Annotated in this window: 18 protein-coding genes and 2 pseudogenes; 12 read left to right on the plus strand and 8 right to left on the minus strand. The window is 53.9% G+C overall.

The genetic code is table 11. The features are described 5' to 3' along the window. The 5 genes and pseudogenes from RT340_RS12835 to RT340_RS12855 all read left to right on the plus strand — a co-directional run. A pseudogene (locus RT340_RS12835) lies at window positions 1-276 on the plus strand (PTS cellobiose/arbutin/salicin transporter subunit IIBC); the annotation flags it as partial. Window positions 277-292: 16 nt separating this feature from the next. Then, a complete protein-coding gene (locus tag RT340_RS12840) occupies window positions 293-1726 on the plus strand; it encodes a 6-phospho-beta-glucosidase (protein WP_097119132.1) in 1434 nt (477 codons plus the stop codon). A gap of 195 nt (window positions 1727-1921) precedes the next feature. After that, complete coding sequence (locus tag RT340_RS12845) at window positions 1922-2506, plus strand: YfiR family protein (protein WP_182059208.1); 585 nt, start codon at window positions 1922-1924, stop codon at window positions 2504-2506. A 1-nt stretch (window position 2507) separates the two neighbouring features. Further along, window positions 2508-3722 carry a diguanylate cyclase domain-containing protein gene (locus tag RT340_RS12850; protein WP_058961349.1) on the plus strand — a complete coding sequence of 405 codons (1215 nt, stop codon included), beginning with the start codon at window positions 2508-2510 and terminating at the stop codon, window positions 3720-3722. Next, window positions 3719-4192 carry an OmpA family protein gene (locus tag RT340_RS12855; protein WP_034824042.1) on the plus strand — a complete coding sequence of 158 codons (474 nt, stop codon included), beginning with the start codon at window positions 3719-3721 and terminating at the stop codon, window positions 4190-4192. The genes RT340_RS12850 and RT340_RS12855 overlap by 4 nt, the downstream gene beginning before the upstream one ends. On the opposite strand, the gene uvsE is transcribed toward RT340_RS12855, so the two are convergent. Further along, window positions 4179-5153, minus strand: coding sequence for a UV DNA damage repair endonuclease UvsE (gene uvsE, locus RT340_RS12860; protein WP_313376363.1), 975 nt, complete (start codon window positions 5151-5153; stop codon window positions 4179-4181). The genes RT340_RS12855 and uvsE overlap by 14 nt on opposite strands. An 86-nt stretch (window positions 5154-5239) precedes the next feature. Continuing rightward, a pseudogene (locus RT340_RS12865) lies at window positions 5240-7270 on the minus strand (choline transporter). Window positions 7271-7523: 253 nt separating this feature from the next. Between RT340_RS12865 and betI the strand changes: the two are divergent. From betI to betA, 3 genes are read left to right on the plus strand one after another with little or no spacing between them, the layout of a single operon-like run. Then, window positions 7524-8120: a transcriptional regulator BetI gene (betI, locus tag RT340_RS12870; RefSeq protein WP_313376365.1), complete on the plus strand. Its 597-nt coding sequence runs from the start codon at window positions 7524-7526 to the stop codon at window positions 8118-8120. A 13-nt stretch (window positions 8121-8133) separates the two neighbouring features. After that, the gene (betB, locus tag RT340_RS12875; protein ID WP_097119128.1) at window positions 8134-9606 is read left to right on the plus strand and encodes a betaine-aldehyde dehydrogenase; all 1473 of its coding nucleotides are present in this window, start codon (window positions 8134-8136) and stop codon (window positions 9604-9606) included. Between the two features lie 26 nt (window positions 9607-9632). Continuing rightward, window positions 9633-11312 carry a choline dehydrogenase gene (gene betA, locus RT340_RS12880; protein ID WP_313376368.1) on the plus strand — a complete coding sequence of 560 codons (1680 nt, stop codon included), beginning with the start codon at window positions 9633-9635 and terminating at the stop codon, window positions 11310-11312. A gap of 300 nt (window positions 11313-11612) precedes the next feature. Here betA and RT340_RS12885 read toward each other — a convergent pair whose 3' ends face one another. Then, window positions 11613-12512, minus strand: coding sequence for a LysR family transcriptional regulator (locus RT340_RS12885; RefSeq protein ID WP_211728968.1), 900 nt, complete (start codon window positions 12510-12512; stop codon window positions 11613-11615). Between the two features lie 98 nt (window positions 12513-12610). On the opposite strand from RT340_RS12885, the gene RT340_RS12890 reads away from it, so the two are divergent. Beyond that, complete coding sequence (locus RT340_RS12890) at window positions 12611-13942, plus strand: aspartate aminotransferase family protein (RefSeq protein WP_313376370.1); 1332 nt, start codon at window positions 12611-12613, stop codon at window positions 13940-13942. 98 nt (window positions 13943-14040) lie between these two features. Continuing rightward, entirely contained in the window at window positions 14041-14943 is a 903-nt protein-coding gene (locus RT340_RS12895) for an alpha/beta hydrolase (protein WP_313376372.1), read from the plus strand. Here the strand turns inward: RT340_RS12895 and RT340_RS12900 are convergent. Genes RT340_RS12900 through RT340_RS12910 form a run of 3 tightly spaced genes read right to left on the minus strand, consistent with a single transcriptional unit; the run spans window position 14932 to window position 18383 of the window. Further along, a complete protein-coding gene (locus RT340_RS12900) occupies window positions 14932-15639 on the minus strand; it encodes an isochorismatase family cysteine hydrolase (protein WP_313376374.1) in 708 nt (235 codons plus the stop codon). The genes RT340_RS12895 and RT340_RS12900 overlap by 12 nt on opposite strands. Then, window positions 15632-16942 (minus strand): cytosine permease, encoded by a 1311-nt coding sequence (locus RT340_RS12905; protein WP_313376376.1) that lies wholly within the window; start codon window positions 16940-16942, stop codon window positions 15632-15634. The genes RT340_RS12900 and RT340_RS12905 overlap by 8 nt, the downstream gene beginning before the upstream one ends. Further along, a complete protein-coding gene (locus tag RT340_RS12910) occupies window positions 16935-18383 on the minus strand; it encodes an amidase (RefSeq protein ID WP_058961337.1) in 1449 nt (482 codons plus the stop codon). Before RT340_RS12910 ends, RT340_RS12905 begins: the two co-directional genes overlap by 8 nt. Window positions 18384-18821: 438 nt before the next feature. On the opposite strand from RT340_RS12910, the gene RT340_RS12915 reads away from it, so the two are divergent. Together RT340_RS12915 and RT340_RS12920 are read left to right on the plus strand one after the other, a co-directional pair. Then, the gene (locus RT340_RS12915; RefSeq protein ID WP_313376379.1) at window positions 18822-19658 is read left to right on the plus strand and encodes an undecaprenyl-diphosphate phosphatase; all 837 of its coding nucleotides are present in this window, start codon (window positions 18822-18824) and stop codon (window positions 19656-19658) included. Between the two features lie 104 nt (window positions 19659-19762). Further along, window positions 19763-20899 (plus strand): alpha-hydroxy acid oxidase, encoded by a 1137-nt coding sequence (locus RT340_RS12920; RefSeq protein ID WP_313376381.1) that lies wholly within the window; start codon window positions 19763-19765, stop codon window positions 20897-20899. Here the strand turns inward: RT340_RS12920 and RT340_RS12925 are convergent. Then, window positions 20892-21644 (minus strand): SDR family NAD(P)-dependent oxidoreductase, encoded by a 753-nt coding sequence (locus RT340_RS12925; RefSeq protein ID WP_058961388.1) that lies wholly within the window; start codon window positions 21642-21644, stop codon window positions 20892-20894. The genes RT340_RS12920 and RT340_RS12925 overlap by 8 nt on opposite strands. A gap of 5 nt (window positions 21645-21649) precedes the next feature. Then, window positions 21650-22043 (minus strand): zinc-binding dehydrogenase (locus tag RT340_RS12930; protein WP_409566148.1); only part of this gene is annotated, 394 nt, incomplete at its 5' end.

Raw genomic sequence — 22043 nt, forward strand, 5'->3', positions numbered from 1 at the left:
ATCGCCAGCCTGATCAGCGGATTTATCTGTGGCGCGGTAGCCGGCATCGGCGGGCTCGCCAGCCACTCCATGGCCTCACCCGGCTTGTTTACCAGCGTACAGTTTTTTGATCCGGCCAACCCGATGAGCATTGTGTGGGTGGGTGGCGTGATGGTGTTGTCGGTGGTGCTTTCATTTGTTCTGACCCTGATTCTTGGCTTTGAAGATATTCCGGTGAGTGAAACAGCGCAGCCTAAACCGGTTGTGGATCCTGCTAAAGCCGTCAATGTGAATTGATTAACTGAGGTTTTTTATGTCTGAAGTGACATTTCCAGAGGGATTTTTATGGGGCGGCGCGTTAGCCGCTAATCAGTCGGAGGGGAGCTATCTGGCGGGCGGTAAAGGCTTAACCACGGTGGATATGATCCCGCATGGCGAACACCGTATGCCGGTCAAACTCGGGCTGGAACCGCGCTTCACCTTGCGTGATGATGAATACTATCCGAGCCACGATGCCATCGATTTTTATCGTCGCTATAAAGATGACATCGCCTTGATGGCGGAAATGGGCTTCACGGTGTTTCGCACGTCCATCGCCTGGAGCCGCATCTACCCGAAAGGTGATGAGTTAACGCCAAATCCTGAAGGTATCGCTTTCTATCGCAGCCTGTTCGAAGAGTGCCAAAAATATGGCATCACGCCGCTGGTGACGTTATGCCATTTTGACGTACCGATGCATTTGGTTACCGAGTACGGTTCATGGCGCAACCGCAAGATGATTGAATTCTTCGCCCGCTACGCCCGCACCTGCTTTGACGCTTTCAACGGGCTGGTGAAATATTGGCTGACGTTTAACGAGATCAACATTCTGCTGCACAGCCCGTTCTCTGGCGCTGGCCTGGTCTTCGGACCAGAGGATAATCGAGAACAGGTTAAATACCAGGCGGCGCATCATGAACTGGTCGCCAGTGCGCTGGTGACGAAAATTGCACACGAGATTGACCCCGAAAATCAGGTCGGCTGCATGCTGGCGGGCGGCAATTTCTATCCGTGGTCATGTAACCCTGAAGATGTCTGGGCGGCGATGGAAAAAGATCGCGAGAACCTGTTCTTTATCGATGTGCAGGCGCGCGGTGCCTATCCTTCCTACGCAGCACGCGTGTTCCGCGAGAAAGGCATTGAGATTGAGTGGCAGGACGGTGATGCAGAACTCCTGCGTCATACCGTGGATTTTGTCTCCTTCAGCTACTACGCGTCGCGCTGTGCCTCAGCCGATATGAACGAGAAAAACAGCAGTGCGGCGAACGTGGTGAAATCGCTGACCAACCCGCACATTCCCCGGAGCGCATGGGGCTGGGGCATCGATCCCTTAGGCCTGCGCATCACCATGAACATGATGTACGACCGCTATCAAAAGCCGCTATTTTTGGTGGAAAACGGCCTGGGGGCGCGCGATGAAATCGATGCCAACGGCGAGATTCATGACGATTACCGTATCAGCTACCTGAAGCAGCACATTCAGGCAATGGGCGAGGCGATAGCCGATGGCATCCCGGTGATGGGCTACACCACCTGGGGATGCATTGATCTGGTCGCAGCCTCAACGGGTGAAATGAGCAAACGCTATGGCTTTGTTTACGTCGATCGTGATGACCAGGGTAATGGCTCACTGGCGCGCACCCGCAAAAAATCTTTCTGGTGGTATAAAAAAGTGATTGCCAGCAATGGCCGCGATTTAAGTGAATAATCTTTGCGATTCACTGCCGGGCGATGTTAGTTCGCCCGGCATGTTTATATAAATACTGCATCAATTTCTCTATTAATGATTGGATCTGATTATCCTGCCAGAGTAAATAGTCCGCGTTTTACGCTATTGAACACCTGTACTCTTTTATAAATGCCGATGGTACTATTTGCGGGTTGAATCCAGCGGAATAGCGTCATGTTACGTTTTGAACCTCGTCTTCACCCTCGTGAAGTTTTATTTCTGCTTTTGGCTCAGCTTAAAGCCGCGCTGATCTGCATCGGTTCGCTGGCACTGTTGATATTGCCGCTATCCCTGCCTGCCGCTGCGGCGCAAAACCCCGCGACGAAAGATGACAAAGCCAACCGTATTGTCAGCGGCATCATTAGCTTCACCCGCTGGCCAGCGTTGCACGACGCCCCACAGTTGTGTGTGTTCAATTCTGCGCGTCACGTCAATTTTCCTGCCAGCGCCACCGCGACATCGCTGCCCTTTAGCGTGGTCTATCTCAACAGTGAAACCGAGTTAGCCAGCAATCGCTGTGATGCTCTCTATTTCGGTGATCAGTCGCCGCAGCAACAGACCGAATTGCTCAGCCTGGAGAAAGGCCACGCCGTTCTCTCTCTGGCTGAAAATAATACCGATTGCGCCATCGGAGCCGCTTTCTGTCTTATTTTTAATGCCGATCATCCGATGTTTGCCGTAAACCTTGATTCACTGGCTCGCAGTGGCGTTCGCGTGAGTCCGGATGTGTTATTGCTGTCGCGCAAAGGAAGCCAATAAGATGAAATTTGAAAAAATCAAAAATGAAAAATCATCTATCCGCATCAGGCTGCGCAAGATCAGCATCATCAACTCCGCCGTTATCTTGTTGCTGTGCTGGTTGCTGCTGACCTCCACTTCGTTACTTTTCATCAAGCGTTATGAGAAGCGCAACCTGGAGTTGATTGCCGCAACGCTGAGCAACAGCCTGACCGCTGCTACCGTCTTTGAAGACAGTTATGACGCCCACAAAAAAATTGCCATGTTGGGCAATGAAGGCATGTTTGCTACGGCGAAACTGGTAACGGACGACCAAACGGTGCTGGTTAACTGGCAAGATCAACAGCAGCAGGATGGCTGGTATGAGAACTTCTTACGCGAATGGATCTACGCGCGCCCGCTGAGCGTCAATATTAATCATGCGGAAAATGTCGTCGGGACGTTGACGCTGGCGGGTACGGTCAAAGGGGCGACGGATTTTATCCGTTACTCAGTGATGATTTTATCCAGCGGTATGCTGTGTGTGCTGATCGTCGCCTTTATGCTGAGCGCATTCTTGCATCGGGGCATTTTGCAGACGCTACGCAATATCACCAGCTCGATTCATTACGTCATCAGCTCGGGTGATTTTTCGCTGCGTATTCCCGAAAGCCCGACCAAAGAGTTTCAGCTGTTTTCGGACGATCTCAACTCGTTGCTCGCAGAGATGCAATCATTACAGGCTTCGTTACTGCGTGATAACCGGTCGTTAGCGGCGAAAGCGTTGGAAGATCCGCTCACCGGACTGGCCAACCGCGCCGCCTTTGTCACGCAGTTAACCCGATTGCTTGATGGCCAATTCGCTCATGAGCGCTTTGTGTTGCTGTTCCTGGATGGCGATCGATTCAAGAGCATCAATGATAACTGGGGACATGCGGCGGGCGATGAGGTGCTGAAAGCCATCGGTTCCCGCCTGCTTGCACTGGCCTATAAACAGGATATGGTCGCGCGCCTCGGCGGTGATGAGTTTGCGATGTTAATAACCAGCCGCGCGACTGAGAAACAGCTGCTGCAGCTGACAGAGGAGATCAGGGAAGCCATTGCGCAGAAGATTATGATCGCGGAAGGCACACCGATCACCACCTCGGTCACTATTGGTTACGCCTGGTCGCAGCATGGCGATACGGTGCAATCAATTCTGGAACGTGCAGATATGCATATGTACAAAAACAAAGGGATAAGTAAGGTACGGGTATGAAAATCAAACTCTTTCTGCTGCTGTGTATTCTGGTTTGCGCGGGATGTCAGTCAAAAGGTCGTTTCACCGCCGCACAGATTGCAGCGATGCAAAGCGCGGGCTTTACTGAAAACATGGAAGGCTGGGGATTAGGTTTATCGGACAAAATCCTGTTTGGGGTAAATGAGTCTGAACTCACCGCGACCAGTAAAGCCAACATCGCCAATATGGCGAAAAATCTCTCAGCGACGGGCATTCAGCATGTCCGCATTGACGGTCATACGGATAATTACGGCAAGGCGGATTATAACCAGCAGTTGTCACTGAAACGTGCTGATGCTGTGGCAACACAATGGGCGTTGGGTGCGGATGTACCGCGAACCAACATCACCACCCGAGGTCTGGGCATGAGCGCCCCCATTGCCAGCAATAACAGTGCACAAGGCCGCGCGCAGAATCGCCGTGTGGCGATTGTGATTACCTCGCCTTAATCTCGCCCTGGTCGAGCGCATAATGGTACAAGCGCTCGACCGCCAGATTCTTCATTTTCACTTCACACATAATGTCGAAATCTTTAAATGACAGCGCCCAGTCGTTTAAATCCTGATTGAAGTAGTAGTCAGAATGCGCACGCAGTTTGGTTTTTGCCACCGTTAAATCGTGCTGATCCGGGAAGCCATGTTCTGGGATTAATCCTTCCTGCGCAATCGAATAGTGTAATACCGGACGCACACCGCGCCACGATTCGATAATTAATGGGATACGCGCATCATCCGCTTTGATAAATTGATTCTCTTTCACCCAGTGATGGTGAATATCCAGCACCACCGGACAGAGATCGCGCGCCTGCAATACATTATCCAGCGAACAAGAGATTTCATCATTTTCAACCGTCAGCATATTGCGTGCTTCAGGAGAGAGACGCTGAAACGCCGCGCGAAACCCCTCGATGCCTTTTTTGCCGTTCATATGGATATTGATTTTGAAATCCTGAAACTGGCGACCATACCCCATTAACACGGCACACAGCGCATGGTACTCCACATCCTCAATTGCCCGATCCACTACCCCTTCATTATCCGAAGCGAGTACGGAATATTGTCCAGGATGGAATGAGAGACGAATGTTGTGAGCGCGGGCAAATTCGCCACAGCGGCCCAGCAGCGGCTGTAAGTCGGGCATCAGTTCGCTGTAGATGGCGGTGGCCTCTGGTACGGTATACAGCGGCAACAGGTCGCTGCCAATCCGCATCATGCGCATCGCATCCGGCAGTTTCGCTAGTTGTTGCAGCGTGAGGAATTGGTTTTCGAGGTTGTTGGTTGCCAGCTGCGACAGTAAACGCGCTTGTTCTTCGCGATCAAGACTCAGGAAACGCGTACGCGTGGTGATTTTAAACGGAAACGGCTGCTTAGCCTGTGCATCGAAGTACTTACACGCAAAACCCAATTTCATTTCAGTCTCCCTTAGAGCAGGCTGAAAGTGTAGCTTGCTCCAGGGAAAGTGCACGGACAGCGGCAGGGCTGCCGCTGTCCGTAGGGTTACACGCTTGGAAAAGTAATGTTGCTGCCCGGTGCTTCGCGATGCAGATGGATAAAGTTCAGGTGACGTTCGTACTGATCGAGAATATCGATAATCACCTGCTCCTTGTTGTAGTCCATCAAATCGTTGCCCTGGCTACCTTCCAGCAGGAATGTCTCCAGACGGTAATAGGTCGATTTACCACTGCGCGCTCGATAGGTAAAGCCCGGCACCGAATACTGCTGCGGCCAGATCTGATACACGAAATCTTGCTCTTCACCCAGCAGCACGCGCAAATCCAGATAACCTAGCGGATGGCCCTCTTCCGGCTCCACGCGGTCCAGTGAAACCCGACCGCCGCGCAACTCCAGTTCTTTCGCCACATCCTGCATTGCCGGGAACAAGACGTTCTCCATCATTTGCTGGGTGTAGCGTGTGCCTGGATAGTTCATCAGACGCGACAGACGTTTCTTCCAGCTCAGGCGATCGTTGCTGGCCGGAATGTACGGTGCCGTTTCACGACTGGCGCTGGCGCGGCGATGGTCTTCCACTTTGAGAGACTTATACAAACCGGCCATCACAAAGAAGATCACAAAGCTGAACGGCATTCCCATGATCACCGTGGCATTCTGCAGCGCAGAAATACCGTTGGTCATCAACATACCCATGGTCAGAACACCAATCGCCACTGACCAGAAGATACGCAGCCAGTTCGGTGCATCACTGTTGATGTCTTTCAGCTTCGAAGTGGAGTTACCCAACACTAGTGAACCGGAATCCGCTGAGGTGACGTAGAACAGCATGCCGGTAATGGTGGCGACCGAAGCGCTGAACTTAAACGCCGGATACTGCGCCAGCAGGCTGTAGAAGCCACGTTCTGCATGCGCCATCACTTCCTGAGCAAAGCCGGCATCACCGTGGATAATTTCATACAGCGCGGCGTTACCAAAGACCGACAGCCACAACAGCGTGAAGGTGAACGGAATAATCAGCGTACCGAGCACGAACTCACGGATAGTGCGACCACGTGAAATACGCGCCAGGAACAAGCCAACAAACGGGGACCAGGCAACCCACCATGCCCAGAAGAACAACGTCCAGCTGTTCATCCACTCTCTTGGCTGATCAAACGCAAAGGTGTTCAGCGTCATGCCCATAAAGCGGTTGATGTAATCACCGACATTGAGCACCAGCGCATTCAGCAGGAAGTCGGTTTTGCCCATGAACAGCACAAACAGAATCAGCCCCAATGCCAGCGCAACGTTGAGTTCCGACAGAATACGGATGCCTTTATCCACGCCAGAGGTCACGGAAATGGTGGCGATAATCACCGACAGCACAATCTACACCGACTGCGCGGTAAAGCCTTCCAGAATATCGAACAACACGTTCAGGTCATAATTGAGCTGAACCACGCCGATCACTAAGGTGGTGGCGATGCCGAAGATGGTCCCCACTACCGCTGCAATATCCACGGTATGGCCAATCGGCCCGTTAACACGTTTGCCAAAGATTGGATACAGCGCAGAACGGATGGTGAGCGGCAAATTGTAGCGGTAGCTAAAGTACCCCAGCGCGATCCCCATCAGCGCGTACATTGACCAGCCAGTTACGCCGTAGTGGAACAACGTCCACACCATGGCTTGTCGGGCGGCTTCCATGGTTTGTCCGGCGCCCTCAGGCGGTTGCATGTACTGCGTGACCGGTTCGGCCACTGAGAAGAACATCAGATCGATACCGATACCGGCCGCAAACAGCATCGCTGACCAGCTTAATAAGCTGAATTCTGGTTTGGATTGCTCTGGCCCGAGCTTGATGGCGCCGTAACGTGAACAGGCCATGTAGATAACGAAAACGATATACAGCGTCGCGGCCAGCATGTAGTACCAGCCAAACGTAGCGGTAACCCAGTTAACCGCAGTCTGAATCAAGCTGGCAGCCAGCTCGCTGTAAAAAATAGTGACAAGTGAAAATGTCAGAATCAGTCCGGCTGAGGTGTAGAACACCACAGGATTGATTCTGTCTTTTTCACTGGCAGGTGGATTAATCATCGATGACCTCTGGTTAATTTCCTGTAATGACTCAATGGATTAGCGTGACCTGTCTGCCAGGCCTTGTTGTTATCAGTACCCCTGTTGTCCCTCCCTGTAGTGCTTTCTTCTGACGATGAGCCGCATAGCCCGGTTCACCGCTGTGCTTTTGTAACAATCGAAGCACCGTATCCTAACAAAATTCTTTTTTATATTGAACGTGCAATCAAAAAAAGTTTAAATAGTCCTCTGACATTGTGGTGGAGCTAGAGTCATGCCAAAGGTGGGAATGCAGCCGATTCGTCGTCGGCAGCTGATTGATGCAACCCTCGATACGATTAACGGGGTAGGAATTAATGACGCAACTATTGCGCAGATTGCCCGCCGTGCGGGGGTTTCGACCGGCATCATCAGCCACTACTTCAAGGACAAGAACGGTTTGCTGGAAGCCACCATGCGCGATATCACTCGTCAGTTACGTGATGCCGTGGCTGCCCGCCTGAAACCGTTGGCGGGCGCGAAGACCGAAGCACGCTTGCTGGCGATTGTCGAAGGTAACTTCGATGACACACAGGTGCACATCGCGGCGATGAAAGCCTGGCTGGATTTCTGGGCCAGCAGCATGCATCAGCCGCAGTTGGGTCGTCTGGAACGGGTCAGTAGCCGACGCCTGTTTTCAACCCTCGCCGCCGAGTTTCACCGTGAATTGCCGCGTGAACAGGCGCGACTGGCGGCTCACGGATTGGCATCGCTAATCGCTGGCCTTTGGCTGCGAGCTGCGCTAAGCGGTCTGCCCTTCAATATCGATGTCGCGAAAACGCTCACCACCCAATTTATCCGTCAGCAACTTGCTGGCGCACTGAATCACTGAGGAAGGAGAAATCATGTCCCGATTCACCGAACAGCAGCTGTATATCGATGGTCAGTTCATTGCGGCGAGCGCAGGTAATACATTCCAGACCATCAACCCGGCCAATGGCGAAGTACTGGCCGAAGTACATGAGGCGGAACAAGCCGATGTTGATCGTGCCGTCGCTGCCGCGCAAAAAGGCCAGAAAGTTTGGGCCGCGATGACCGCCATGGAGCGCTCACGCATTCTGCGCCGTGCCGTCGATATTCTGCGTGAGCGCAACGACGAGTTGGCCGCGCTGGAAACCCTCGACACCGGTAAGCCGCTGAGCGAAACCCAATATGTTGACATCGTGACCGGTGCTGACGTGCTGGAATATTACGCCGGTCTGATCCCGACGCTGGAAGGCCAGCAGATCCCACTGCGCGACACGGCGTTTGTTTATACCCGTCGTGAACCGCTCGGCGTGGTCGCTGGTATTGGTGCGTGGAACTACCCGATTCAGATCGCCTTATGGAAATCTGCCCCTGCACTGGCAGCGGGTAACGCGATGATCTTTAAACCGAGTGAAGTCACTCCACTGACAGCACTGAAGCTGGCAGAAATTTACACCGAGGCGGGCGTGCCTGCCGGCGTATTCAATGTGCTGAACGGTCGTGGCGCGGTCACTGGTCAACTGCTGACTGACCATCCGGGCATCGATAAAGTCTCCTTTACCGGCGGCGTGGCCAGCGGCAAAAAAGTGATGGCGAATGCTGCGGGCTCCACCTTGAAAGAAGTCACTATGGAATTGGGTGGCAAATCGCCGCTGATTATCTTTGATGACGCCGATCTCGATCTGGCCGCTGACATCGCCATGATGGCCAACTTCTACAGCTCAGGCCAGGTCTGCACCAACGGTACGCGCGTGTTTATCCCGGCAAAATTCCAGGCCGCGTTTGAAGCGAAAATCGCTGAACGTGTTGCACGCATCAAAGCGGGTGACCTCAACGATCCTGACACCAATTTCGGCCCGCTGGTGAGCTTCCCCCATCGTGACAACGTGATGCGTTATATCGAATCCGGTATCAACGAAGGCGCGCGTCTGCTGTGCGGCGGCAAACGTCTGAGCGGCGCCGATTTCGATGACGGAGCCTGGGTTGAACCGACCGTATTCACCGACTGCCGTGATGAGATGACCATTGTGCGTGAAGAAATCTTCGGGCCGGTGATGTCGATTCTGACTTACGAAAGCGAAGAAGAAGTGGTACGTCGCGCCAATGCTACCGATTTCGGTCTGGCTGCGGGCGTAGTGACGCAAGACCTGAACCGCGCACACCGCGTGATTCACCAGATCGAAGCGGGTATCTGCTGGATCAACACCTGGGGCGAATCTGCCGCCGAAATGCCGGTGGGCGGCTACAAGCACTCTGGTATTGGCCGTGAGAATGGCCTGATGACCTTGCAAAACTACACCCAGGTGAAGTCGGTGCAGGTCGAGTTATCCCGTTTTCAGTCCGTATTTTAATTGAGCTTTAACCTGAGGAGCGACTAATGGAATTTGATTACATCATTATCGGAGCCGGATCCGCAGGGAACGTTTTGGCAACAAGACTGACCGAAGACAGCAGCGTGAATGTGCTGCTTTTAGAAGCGGGTGGCCCTGACTACCGCTTCGATTTCCGCACGCAGATGCCAGCCGCGCTGGCTTATCCGCTACAGGGAAAACGCTATAACTGGGCGTATGAAACCGAGCCAGAACCGCATATGAATAACCGCCGCATGGAGTGCGGACGCGGTAAAGGTCTGGGCGGATCATCGCTGATCAATGGTATGTGTTATATCCGCGGCAACGCGATGGATCTCGATAACTGGGCGCAGCAGCTTGGGCTGGAAAGCTGGAGCTACCTGAACTGCCTGCCCTACTATCGCAAGTCAGAAACCCGCGATATTGGCGCCAATGACTATCACGGCGGTGAAGGCCCGGTAAGCATCACCACCTGTAAACCCGATAACAATCCGCTGTTTGCTGCGATGATCGAAGCCGGTGTTGAAGCCGGCTATCCACGCACGGAAGATTTGAACGGCTATCAGCAGGAAGGCTTCGGACCGATGGATCGCTTCGTCACGCCGAAAGGTCGTCGATCCAGCACCGCGCGTGGCTATCTCGATACCGCCAAAAAGCGTCCAAACCTGAAGATCGTCACCCATGCCACCACCGATCGCATCCTGTTTGAAGGCAAGCGCGCGGTGGGCGTGGAATATTTGCAGGGATCGGGCAACACGCCACATCAGGTGCATGCGCGACGTGAAGTTTTGCTGTGCGCCGGTGCCATCGCCTCGCCACAGATTCTGCAACGTTCTGGCGTGGGCGCTGCTGCGCTGCTGAACAAATTCGACATTCCGGTGGTACATGATCTGCCGGGCGTCGGCGAAAACCTGCAAGATCACCTCGAAATGTACCTGCAGTACGAGTGTAAAGAACCGGTGTCACTCTATCCGTCGTTGAAATGGTGGAACCAGCCGAAAATCGGTGCAGAGTGGCTGTTCAACGGCACTGGCGTCGGTGCCAGCAACCACTTTGAAGGCGGTGGCTTTATCCGCAGCCGCGAAGAGTTTACCTGGCCGAACATTCAGTATCACTTCCTGCCAGTAGCGATTAACTACAACGGCTCCAACGCCGTTGAAGCGCACGGTTTCCAGTGTCACGTGGGTTCAATGCGTTCACCGAGCCGTGGGCATGTGCAGATTAAATCGCGCGATCCGCGTCGTGATCCGGCTATTTTGTTCAACTACATGGCACATGAACAGGACTGGCAGGAATTTCGTGACGCGATTCGTATTACGCGCCAGATCATCAATCAGCCCGCGCTGGATAAGTATCGCGGCAAAGAAATCAGTCCGGGCCTCGATTGCCAGACTGATGAACAGTTGGATGAGTTTGTGCGTAACCATGCGGAAACCGCCTATCACCCCTGCGGCACCTGCAAAATGGGCAGCGATAGCATGGCGGTGGTTGATGGTGAAGGTCGTGTGCATGGATTGCAGGCGTTGCGCGTGGTAGATGCGTCAATTATGCCGTTGATCATCACTGGCAACCTGAATGCCACCACCATCATGATCGGTGAAAAGATCGCGGATAACATTCGTGGTCGCCAGCCGTTGCCGCGTAGCGAAGCAGATTACTTCGTCGCTGGCGATCTGCCGGTGCGTGGTGAACCGAAGCGCGCTTAACCGTTTTTATCAGGGTGGCTCTCGTCACCCTGCTCATTTCCAGCTAGCTTTGCAGATAAGCCATAATCAGCCGCTGTAACTCAAGCTTAATGTCATCTGAGCCCAGTTGATCGCGTCTTGCGGCATCATGCACCCCCTTTTACAACTTAAAGCAGGGAGGTTCGTCATATTCTGCAGTGACTGACGCTCCCTTCTTTCCTGTAGACTGATGACGCACAATTGCCGGCATTTAGCGTATTGATGCAGCTTTAAAGTATGTTGTAACTAGTAACGCGTTTGCTTTACATCTTTTGTTAAAACTCATTCCCACTCAATCGCCTGTAAAAATCGTTCAAGAATGGCATTCTGGCTGCGCCCTTTGCGTGTCACCACGGCGATCTTACTGGTGAAGTGGAAACGTTCCGGTGCGATGGCGTGCATCATCTTTTTCTCCACCCACTGTGCGGCATAGTGGTCAGGCAAGAAACCGATAAAGCGGCCGGTGAGAATCAAAAAGGCAATGCCTTCGCGGTCGGTTGCCGTGGCATTGCAATTGAGTTTCTGGTGCATGGCAATCGCTTCTGCCGTCATGCGAAAAGCGGGTGCGATGGCATCACATCCCTTCAGTTGCGCTTCATCTGGCTCGAGGGAAAACAACGCATGGGTGTTGCTACAGTAAAGCTGCGACCGCTCATCATATAACGGCATGTAATCCAGGCCGGAAATCGGCGAAGTGACTGGCAGCGCACCGACGTGCAAGCGACCATCCATCAGCCCTCTTTCAATCTCTGCGGCCGTCATCATGCTGATATTCAGCCGAATATCGGGACCTATCTCATGCAGTTTCTCCAGCGCATGGGTAATTTTCATGCGTGGTTGCGTGACCAGATTATTGATAATCCCGATATTCAAATCCCCGCGCAGCTGCTTATGCATCTGATTAACCTGCAGGCGAAACTGCTCGATAGCCGCCATCATACTCTCGCTGTGTCGCAGGATCTCACGCCCTTCTTCGGTCAAGGCAAAACCCGCCCGTCCGCGTTGACACAATCGCATGCCAAGTCGCTTTTCAAGATCGCCCATGTGCAGGCTAATGGCCGATCGCGTCATGCCCAACAAACTTTCTGCTGCAGAGAAGCTGCCGCTCTCATTCACAGTTTTAAACAGGCGCAATAATTTGAGATCAAAGTCGGTGACCTGCGCGAGCGATTTGCTTTTCATATAGGTGAGTAAATCAATAACTGAAGATGAATTAATAGGGATTTAACTTAACTAACCGTTAAATGCAAACTCTTCATACACCTGTCTGGAGAAACATCATGTCTGATGCTGTCAACACTACCGATCTCAATCTGCAAGCGCACTGGATGCCGTTTACTGCCAACCGGAATTTCCAGCGCGATCCCCGTATCATTGTCGGCGCTCAAGGCCGCTGGCTGGCTGATGATAAAGGACGGCGGATTTTTGATAGCCTTTCCGGTTTATGGACCTGTGGCGCGGGCCACTGCCGCAGTGAAATCCAGCAGGCGGTGGCGAAACAACTGGGTACGCTCGATTATTCCCCCGGCTTCCAGTACGGCCATCCTCTGTCATTTCAGCTGGCAGACAAGATTGCCCAGCATATGCCGGGTGATCTAAACCATGTGTTCTTCACCGGATCGGGCTCGGAATCAGCAGACACGGCGGTGAAGATGGCGCGCGCTTACTGGCGCATCAAAGGCCAGCCGGCGAAAACCAAATTTATCGGACGCGCGCGAGGTTACCACGGCGTAAATATCGCCGGAACCAGCCTGGGCGGCATTGGCGGCAATCGTAAGATGTTCGGTCAGTTTATGGACGTTGACCATATTCCACACACGCTGCAAACCGATCTGCCCTTCACTGCTGGCCAGGCCGAAACCGGCGGTGTGGCGTTGGCTAATGAGATGCTGAAACTTATTGAGCTGCATGATGCTTCTAACATCGCCGCCCTGATTGTTGAGCCTCTTTCCGGCTCTGCGGGGGCGATTATCCCACCGGTAGGCTATCTGCAACGCTTGCGTGAAATCTGCACCCAGCACGATATTTTACTGATCTTCGATGAGGTCATTACCGGTTTTGGCCGCATGGGCCGCTGGAGCGGCGCTGAGTATTTTGGCGTCATGCCCGATATTCTCAATTTCGCCAAGCAAATCACCAATGGCGCGGTGCCGCTGGGTGGCGTGGTCGCCAGCAGCGAAATCTACAACACCTTTATGGCGCAAAAACTGCCAGAACACGCGGTTGAATTTGCTCACGGCTACACCTACTCTGCCCATCCGGTGGCCTGTGCGGCGGGCCTGGCGACGCTGGAGTTACTGGAACATGACGCGCTGATTGCGCAATCCGCCGAGCTGGCACCGCATTTTGCCCATGCACTGCATGCGCTGCGTGATTGCCCGAACGTCATCGATATCCGCAACTGCGGTCTGGTGGGTGCCATCCAGCTTGCTCCGCGCGACGGCGATGCCACCATTCGACCGTTTGAAGCGGGCATGGCGCTGTGGAAAGCCGGTTTTTATGTGCGCTTCGGTGCCGATACGCTGCAGTTTGGCCCGATGTTCAATACACAGCCTGCCGAGTTGGATCGCTTGTTTGACGCTGTAGGTGAGACGTTACATCACATAGCGTGAGGAAAATGAGTTGATTGGTCATACTTAACAACATCTTCTTCATACTCTCTGCCGATTCTTCTGATTCAATACCTTTTTGCATTCAGTCTGGATCGGCCATGCTCCGTCGCCACTTTCTTACCGGTTTACTGCTCTCCCCCTTTGCTGCGCGCTGCGGCTTTAGCCTGGCCGCTTCCTCGCCAAAACCCGCACAGGTATTGCCCTTGTGGCCAAAACAACCGCCTGGTGGCGGTGGACCTTTAGGGGCGATGACGTTTAGTGCCAAAGGTGCGCAGCGGAATATTGCCATGCCGACGCTCACCGTCTTCAAGCCTGTTCAGCCGAAGGGACGCGCCGTACTGATTGCGGCTGGCGGCGGCTATACGCGTATCGAAATGGGCAAAGAAGCCTGGCCCGCTGCCGCGTGGCTGGCGGCTCAAGGCTACACAGCGTATGTGCTGAGTTATCGCCTGCCGCAGGAAGGCTGGAAAGATGGCGCGTTAGTGTCACTTCAGGATGCACAGCGCGCACTGCGTATCGTGCGCCACCGTGAGAACAATGTCAGCGTATTGGGCTTTTCGGCTGGCGGGCACCTGCTGGGAATGGCGGCGAACCGCGCGGATTTTCACGCTTATCAGGCCAGTGATGCAATGGACAATCTCCCCGCAACGGCCGATCGTGCCGCGCTGATCTATCCCATCATTACGCTTGAGCCACCTTATGAACACACCTCCACGCATAAAGTGTTGGTCGGGAAAGACGCATCACTCAGCGCGGATACCGCCTGGTCGGTTCAATCCTGTGTTAATCCGCAATCACCGCCGTTTTTCCTGGTGCAGGCCGAAGACGATCCTGTTTCCGATCCACACAACACCTTGATCATGGCTGCCGCGTGCAAGCAGCAGCATGTGCCGGTTGAGATGCATCGCTATCCCAGCGGGGGGCATGGTTTTGGATTGGGTAAGCCCGGCACACAAACGACTGAGTGGCCGGGACATTATCTGCAATGGTTAAACGCTTAACGCGGCGGAAGGTTGAGCCAGGCCCGCCAGCAACGTCTCCGAACTGGCCACCGCACCAAAAATACCGCCCTGCATGTGAATCATGCTTAGTGCCGCTTCGTGGTGTTTTAGCTCGGTCGCGGCGCAGCAATCGGACAGCACCAGACATTCGAAGCCGCGATCGTTGGCTTCGCGCAGCGTGGTATGCACACAGACATCAGTGGTAATACCTGAGATGATAAGATTACGTATCCCCCGACTGCGCAGGATCAGTTCAAGATCGGTGGCATAAAAAGAGCCTTTGCCTGGCTTATCAATGATGGTTTCACCCGCCAGTGGCGCCAGCTCCGGGATAATTTCCCAGCCCGGCTCACCGCGCACCAAAATGCGGCCACAGGGACCGGGCGCACCGATTTCCGCCTGCATCCGTTTTGAGCGCCAGCGTTTATTGGCCGGCAAATCACTCAGGTCAGGACGATGGCCTTCACGCGTATGGATGATCGGGAAGCCCAACTCCCGCATGCGTGCCAGCACGCGCTGCAAAGGCGCTATCGGAGCGCGGGTCAGTGCAATCTCATAGCCCATGCTATCGACGTAGCCGCCCTTGCCACAAAAATCGGTCTGCATATCGATAATGATCAGTGCGGTATCCGCAGGCGTACACCGCCCATCAAAGGGCCAGGGATAAGGTGTTGAATCAATGGTGAATTCAGGCATTTTTCTGCTCCATCAGGCTCGCTGCGTTTTCACGTTTCAGTTTGACAATCAAAGTGTAACTGGCAGCAGCCGTCACCAGGCCAATCACCGCTTCACCAAACTGCGGGAATTCAATGTGGGCAATCACCGCACACAAGCTGCCAATCGCCCAGGCGGCAAAAGCGCTACCGCGCAGACGACGGGTTTTGCGCTGCTCGCTGATTCTTGCCATGAAGATCAGGTCAACGATCATGACCGCACCAAACGGCGGTACCACGATGCCGAGCAAACTCAGCCACTCGAGGAAGTAAGACCAGACGCCCGCCAGCGCCAGTGCCCCGCCGATGGCGCCGAGGATCAACGTCCAGACTCGCATCTTGCTGCTGAACAGATGGCTAAAGCCAACGGCACCGTTGTACAAACAATGGGTACAAACCGAGCCGAGGTTAATGAAAACAAACAGGAAAGCGATGATGGAGAGTAACGTGCCATGGTTCATCAGCATTGGCAGGAAATTACCGCCATTATTGACCGGATCAACCGCCGCGCCCACCGCTACAATCACCACACCGAACAGATATGAGATGACGTTCGCCATAGGAAAGGCGGAAAATGCCGCGATAACCGCTGATTTGCCGTCTTTCGACCAGCGGGTAAAATCCGCGGTCATGGTGCCCGAATCGGCGAATCCTGCCACCACCATGGTCACCGCCGTTCCCATGCTCATGGCGCCGACTGCACCAGTGCTGCCTTTGAACTGAGTGATGGTGCTGAAATCGTGATCCTGCCCAATCAACCACAGTGCGACCAAACCGAGCATCACAAACAACGGTGCGGCAATCATGCCCAGGATCGACAACGCACGCACGCCGAGGAAGGTGACGCCGGTATACAGCACCATGGCGATAGCGGTCACCGCGAGTGCGTTCCAGCCAAAGGTTTGGTTAATGACTGTACCAGTTAAACCCGTTTGAAACGCATACCAGCCAATCACGACGGTCGAGAGAAAACCGGAAACGAGGATATAGCCTTTAGTGCCAAAGGTACGCTTTGCCTGCAGGGCGAAGTTCATCCCGGTGTTACCTGCAAACCAACTCAGTGCGCCAACATAAGCGAACAGCACCAGATTGCCGAGCAGGATGGCAATCAGCGCGGGCCAGAAACCCAAATGCCAGGTAATAATGCCACCAAACAACGCGTTGGTAAGGATCATCGGGAAACCGAACCAGACAGCTGATACCGACCGCGTCGAGTGACGGTGACTTAAAGGTACCGGTTCGTGTTCAAATTCCTGCTCCAGCGCAGGGGAGGATTTGTTACTCATGGGCAACTCCGATTAAGTCAGGATAAAGGTGATTCCACGGTTGGATGCGCTCGAAAGCGGCACTTGCCGCCAGCACCAGGCCATCGTCCAGATGACGACCCACGATTTGCAGACCAATCGGCAAGCCACTGGCGGTGAAGCCCGCAGGGATTGAGGCCGCCGGTTGGCCAGTGAAATTGAAGGGATAACAGAACGACAACCAATGATCGCTGCGCACCATGCGCCCATCGATGATTTCCGGTCCCTGCATATTGAGCGGGAACGGCGGCACTGCCAGCGTTGGCGTCAACAGCAAGTCGTAACGCTGCATAAATCGCCACAGCTGATTGCAGATCTTCTTGCGTGCGGTATTGGCGTCGGTAAAGTGTTCAGCGCGCCATTCGCGTTGCAGCATGGCGCTCAGATGAGGTGACATGCGTGAGCCCAGTTCGCTTTGCATCTGACGCATGCCTGTGAGATCGCTTTCAAAGGCCACCAGCGCGGCAAAGGTGGCGCCTTCATCGGCAATCCCTGGATCAACCTCTTCTAATTCCGCCCCCAGTTCACGGGCGAAATGTCGAGCGGCCTTAGTGACAACGTCACGCACCTCTTTATCGACGGCGATGTAGCCAAAATCGGCACTAAACGCAATGCGCAGCCCGTTTAAGGGTTTTTCCAGAGAAGAAATCCAGTTCACGTCGCTGCAGGGAATGGAGTGACGATCGCGCATATCCGGGCCAGCCATCACTGACATCATCAGTGCGCTGTCTCGCACCGTGCGTGTCATGGGGCCAATATGCTCCAGTGATTCCCAGCTAGAGACGCCGGGAAAGCGTTCATCGCGGCAGCCGGGCCATAACGGCACCCGCCCCATCGAGGCCTTGAATCCATAAACGCCGCAGTGCGCCGCTGGAATACGTACCGATCCGCCGCCGTCACTGCCCAATGCCATCGGGCAAAGGCGAGCGGCGAGCGCCGCGCCGGATCCGGCACTGGAACCGCCGGGCGTTTTGCTCAAATCCCAGGGATTGCGCGGTGAAGGAAACAGCGGATTGTGCCCAACGCCGCTATAACCAAACTCGGGCGCAGTGGTTTTCCCCAGCAGCACAGCATCAGCAGCCAGCAGGCGCTCGACGGTGATGTCGTCATCTTCAGGTATGAAATCGGCATAGGCTGCCGAACCGGAGGTGGTTTTCACACCCGCCGTGCAAATGAGATCCTTTACCGCCAATGGCACACCCGCAAAAGCCCCCAGCGCTTCACCGCGTGCACGCTTCGCATCCACCACTGATGCCTGCTGTAACGCCAATTCGGGTGATGCCGTACAAAAAGCCCGAATCAGTGGTTCGCGTTTTTCCATACGATCCAACGCGGCTTGCGTCAATTCGCGGGCAGACACTTCGCCATTGCGGATCAACGCTGCCAATGTAGTAGCATCCTCATCCAGTAAAGCCTCAAACATGATTCATCTCCCGATTTGGTCATTTAACGGGATTAATGCAGTTTGCGTGCCAGAAGGTGCCAACAATCAGCGGCGAGGAGATAACGCCTGATGGGATACGGACTTGGATACAAGATCGAATACTTATGTTTCGTTTTAATGCATTCGGTTTAACAGGAAGCACAAAAATAGCGCAGCAATGCGCCATTTTGGTCATCACCGATGCAGGCTGCTTTCAGCGTTGCTAAATGTCACTGGATGGATAAAACATCATCGGAAAATACAGCGCCACGTCATGCAGTTATAACCTGCGTATTATTCGATTTTTAATTCATTAAACATTTCATAAACGACATCACGAATAGGATAATACTTATCACGGCTAAAATGAGAAATGTGGCAGGGTGTGCGAGGTTAAGTCAGGTCTCATTTCCCATTATTTTATCTGAGGGCGAACGGGTGAATTATTTCGATGTATCCATTCTGGCCGTAATACAGGGGCTGGCAGAGTTACTGCCGGTTTCCAGCTCTGCACACGTCATTATGACGGAGAAACTCCTGGGGCTGGACCCTGCGGCCCCCGATATGACACTGTTGCTGGTGATGCTGCATACCGGCACGATGTTCGCGGTGATAGTTTACTTCTGGAATAACTGGCGGGAGACCTATTTCAGTTCGAGCCGTGCATTTAAGAAGAATGTTTTTTTAATTATTCTCGCCACCGCAGTGACCGGCGTAGTGGGTTTAGCGCTAATGAAGCTGATTAAATATTTCTTCGCCGCGAACGCCGACACGTTCGAAATAGAATCCTTATTCAGTAACAGTAAAATAATCGCCAGTGGTCTCGCTGCAGCAGGCTTATTAATTATCCTCTCTTCACGCCTGAAAGAAAAAGATCGCGGCGAACTTTCGCCCTTAAGCGCTGCAGGTATTGGTTTCGTTCAGGGTTTATGCCTGCCATTTCGCGGTTTTTCTCGTTCTGGCGCCACGATTTCTACCGGTCTTTCATTGGGTGTGGCCCGTAAACGTGCGGAAGAATTTAGTTTTGCGTTAGCCGTGGTGCTGACACCGGCGGTGATCGTTAAAGAGGGCCTGCGTGCTTTCAGTTCAGGTTCTGCTGGTACGGTCACAGTGAGCAGCGGCGTGCTTCTGCCCAGCCTGGTGGGCATGATATTAAGTTTTGTCGCCGGACTTCTGGCGCTACGCTGGCTTTCCCGCTGGCTGGAGCATGATCGCTGGCATCTGTTCGGTGGCTATTGCTTGTGCGCTGCGGCACTGATTGGTTGGTTGGGCTGACTCGCGGATTGAGCTTCTCTGAACCTCAGCAGTGAAATCATTGGCATGCTGCTTGCAGGTTGTCTATACAGGTAGGTAACCTCGAATGACAGACAGGGATAAAGATGAAGCTCAATCCAGAACAACTGCGCGCAAAAGCCAAACGCACACTGCCCCATTTCGCTTTCGACTATATTGATGGTGGCGCAGAGGGGGAAGTGACGCTCAATCACAATAGGGCTATCTTTCAACAGTGGCGATTTTTACCCTCAGTATTACGCGATTCCAGTCAGCGGAATATCGGTGTTGCCCTTGGCCGCACGCAGTTGGCTGCCCCACTTCTTGTTGCTCCCACTGGCTATAACGGCATGCTGAGAAATCAATCCGATCTCATGCTCGCCCGCGCTGCGGCTCAGGCGGGCATTGGCCATATCCAGAGCACCGTTTCAACCGCTTCTATTGAGGATATACAAGCGACTGGTCATCAGGAACGTTGGTTTCAACTTTACGTCCTTAAAGATAAGCAAGTAACTGAGAATTTGATCAGTCGCGCCAAAGACGCAGGCTGTACTGCTTTGGTGGTGTCCGTTGATGCGGTGCATTTTGGTCATCGTGAGCGCGATAAGCAGCACTATCGACGGCCCATGAAACTCTCATTCCCGGCACTCTGTGACGTGGCGATGAAACCGGGCTGGGTGCTGCGCACTCTGGTGCCACACGGTATGCCGGGCTTCGGCAATCTTAAGCCTTACCTGCCCGCTGAAAAGCAACAAGGAGCCGGCGGTGCCACTTACTTCGCTCAGCAAATGGACCAGACCTTGAGCTGGGAAACGCTGGCGTGGATCCGCTCACTGTGGGACGGCGCGTTGTATGTGAAAGGCATCATGACCGTTGATGATGCCCTTATGGTGCAAAAAATCGGTGCTCAAGGCATTGTCCTGTCGAATCACGGCGGCAGACAACTGGATTGTACCGCCAGCCCAATGTCTGTGCTTGCCAGTGTGCGAGCGGCGGTCGGTGATGAATTTATCATCCTGATCGACAGCGGTTTCCGCCGCGGCACCGACGTGATTAAAGCGCTGATCCTCGGGGCTAATGCCGTATTGATTGGACGGCCCTTATTGTATGCGGTGGCCGCAGGTGGCGAAGCACTGGCGAACGAGGTGATCACTGCGCTGGTTCAGGAAGTTGACCGCACGCTGGCCCAATTAGGCTGCAACACCCTTGCAGACCTGCGGCCAGAGATGCTGCAGATCAGATAGAGGCCAGATATCCCCCATCGACATACAGAATCTGCCCGGTGATATATCGGGCAGCCTCCGAGCTAAGAAAAACCACACTGCCGGCCAGATCGTCGAATTCACCAAATCGACCAAGCGGGATTTTTTTCTGCATCGCGTCGCGCCACGCGTCATCCTGATAAAACACCTGAGTCATTTCCGTTTCGAAGTAACCGGGACCGATGCCATTCACGCGGATGTTATGCGCCGCCCATTCCGCGCTCAGCGTGCGCGTCATCCCCGCCAATCCTGACTTGGAGCTGGCATAGGCAACAGCGCCGGGCACGCCCACACAGGTGGTCAGCGAGCACACATTAATGATCGCACCGCCGGATGCCGCAGAAACCATGTTTTTCGCCACCGCCTGAGCACAAAAAAATGCGCCCTTGAGGTTAGTGCCAACAATGGTATCCCACAACGCTTCATCCACTTCGAGCGAAGGGCGAATCTGTTCGGTGCCTGCATTGTTAATCAAAATATCCACCCGCCCCGCAGCGGCTAGCGTCTGTTGGATGCTTTCAACCTGAGTGACATCCAGAATCAGTCCCTGTGCCTCTACGCCAGAGGCGCGCAACTGCGCCACCGCGGCTTTTAGTGTAACCGCATCACGACCGGTGATCGTCACACGCGCACCGGCCTGAGCCAACGCCTGTGCCAGCGCATAACCAATGCCACGTGTCCCGCCCGTGACCAATGCGTTTTTACCTTGTAAGGAAAATGACGTCATGACACTCATAATTTGATTACCGTTTTCAGGAAGGCCGATTTGCCCTCAATCAGCGTCTGATAGGTTTCAGGCACATCATCCAGCTGCACCGGTGGCGCGATAAGCCTTGTTAAGTCGTCCGCCAGCAAGGCCATGATATCCAGTGCCGCCTGCTGTTCATGCTGGAAGACACTGCAACCCACCAGCGTGATCTCCCGCTCCACTAAAGCATTCAGATCAATGCCGTCCGTATGGTGAAATATTCCGACCATCGCAATGCGACCACCCGAAGTTATCCCTGCGATCAGCTGCGAGAGTGCGGCAGGAAATCCTGAGGCTTCAACACCCAAGGCATATTTTTGGGGCGTGGACAGCGGCACGACAGAAGCGATCAATTGATAGCGCTGCGCATTCGGTTCG

The organism is Pantoea sp. CTOTU50773, from assembly GCF_032082325.1.
In the GTDB taxonomy this organism is placed as follows: Bacteria; Pseudomonadota; Gammaproteobacteria; order Enterobacterales; family Enterobacteriaceae; genus Pantoea; species Pantoea communis.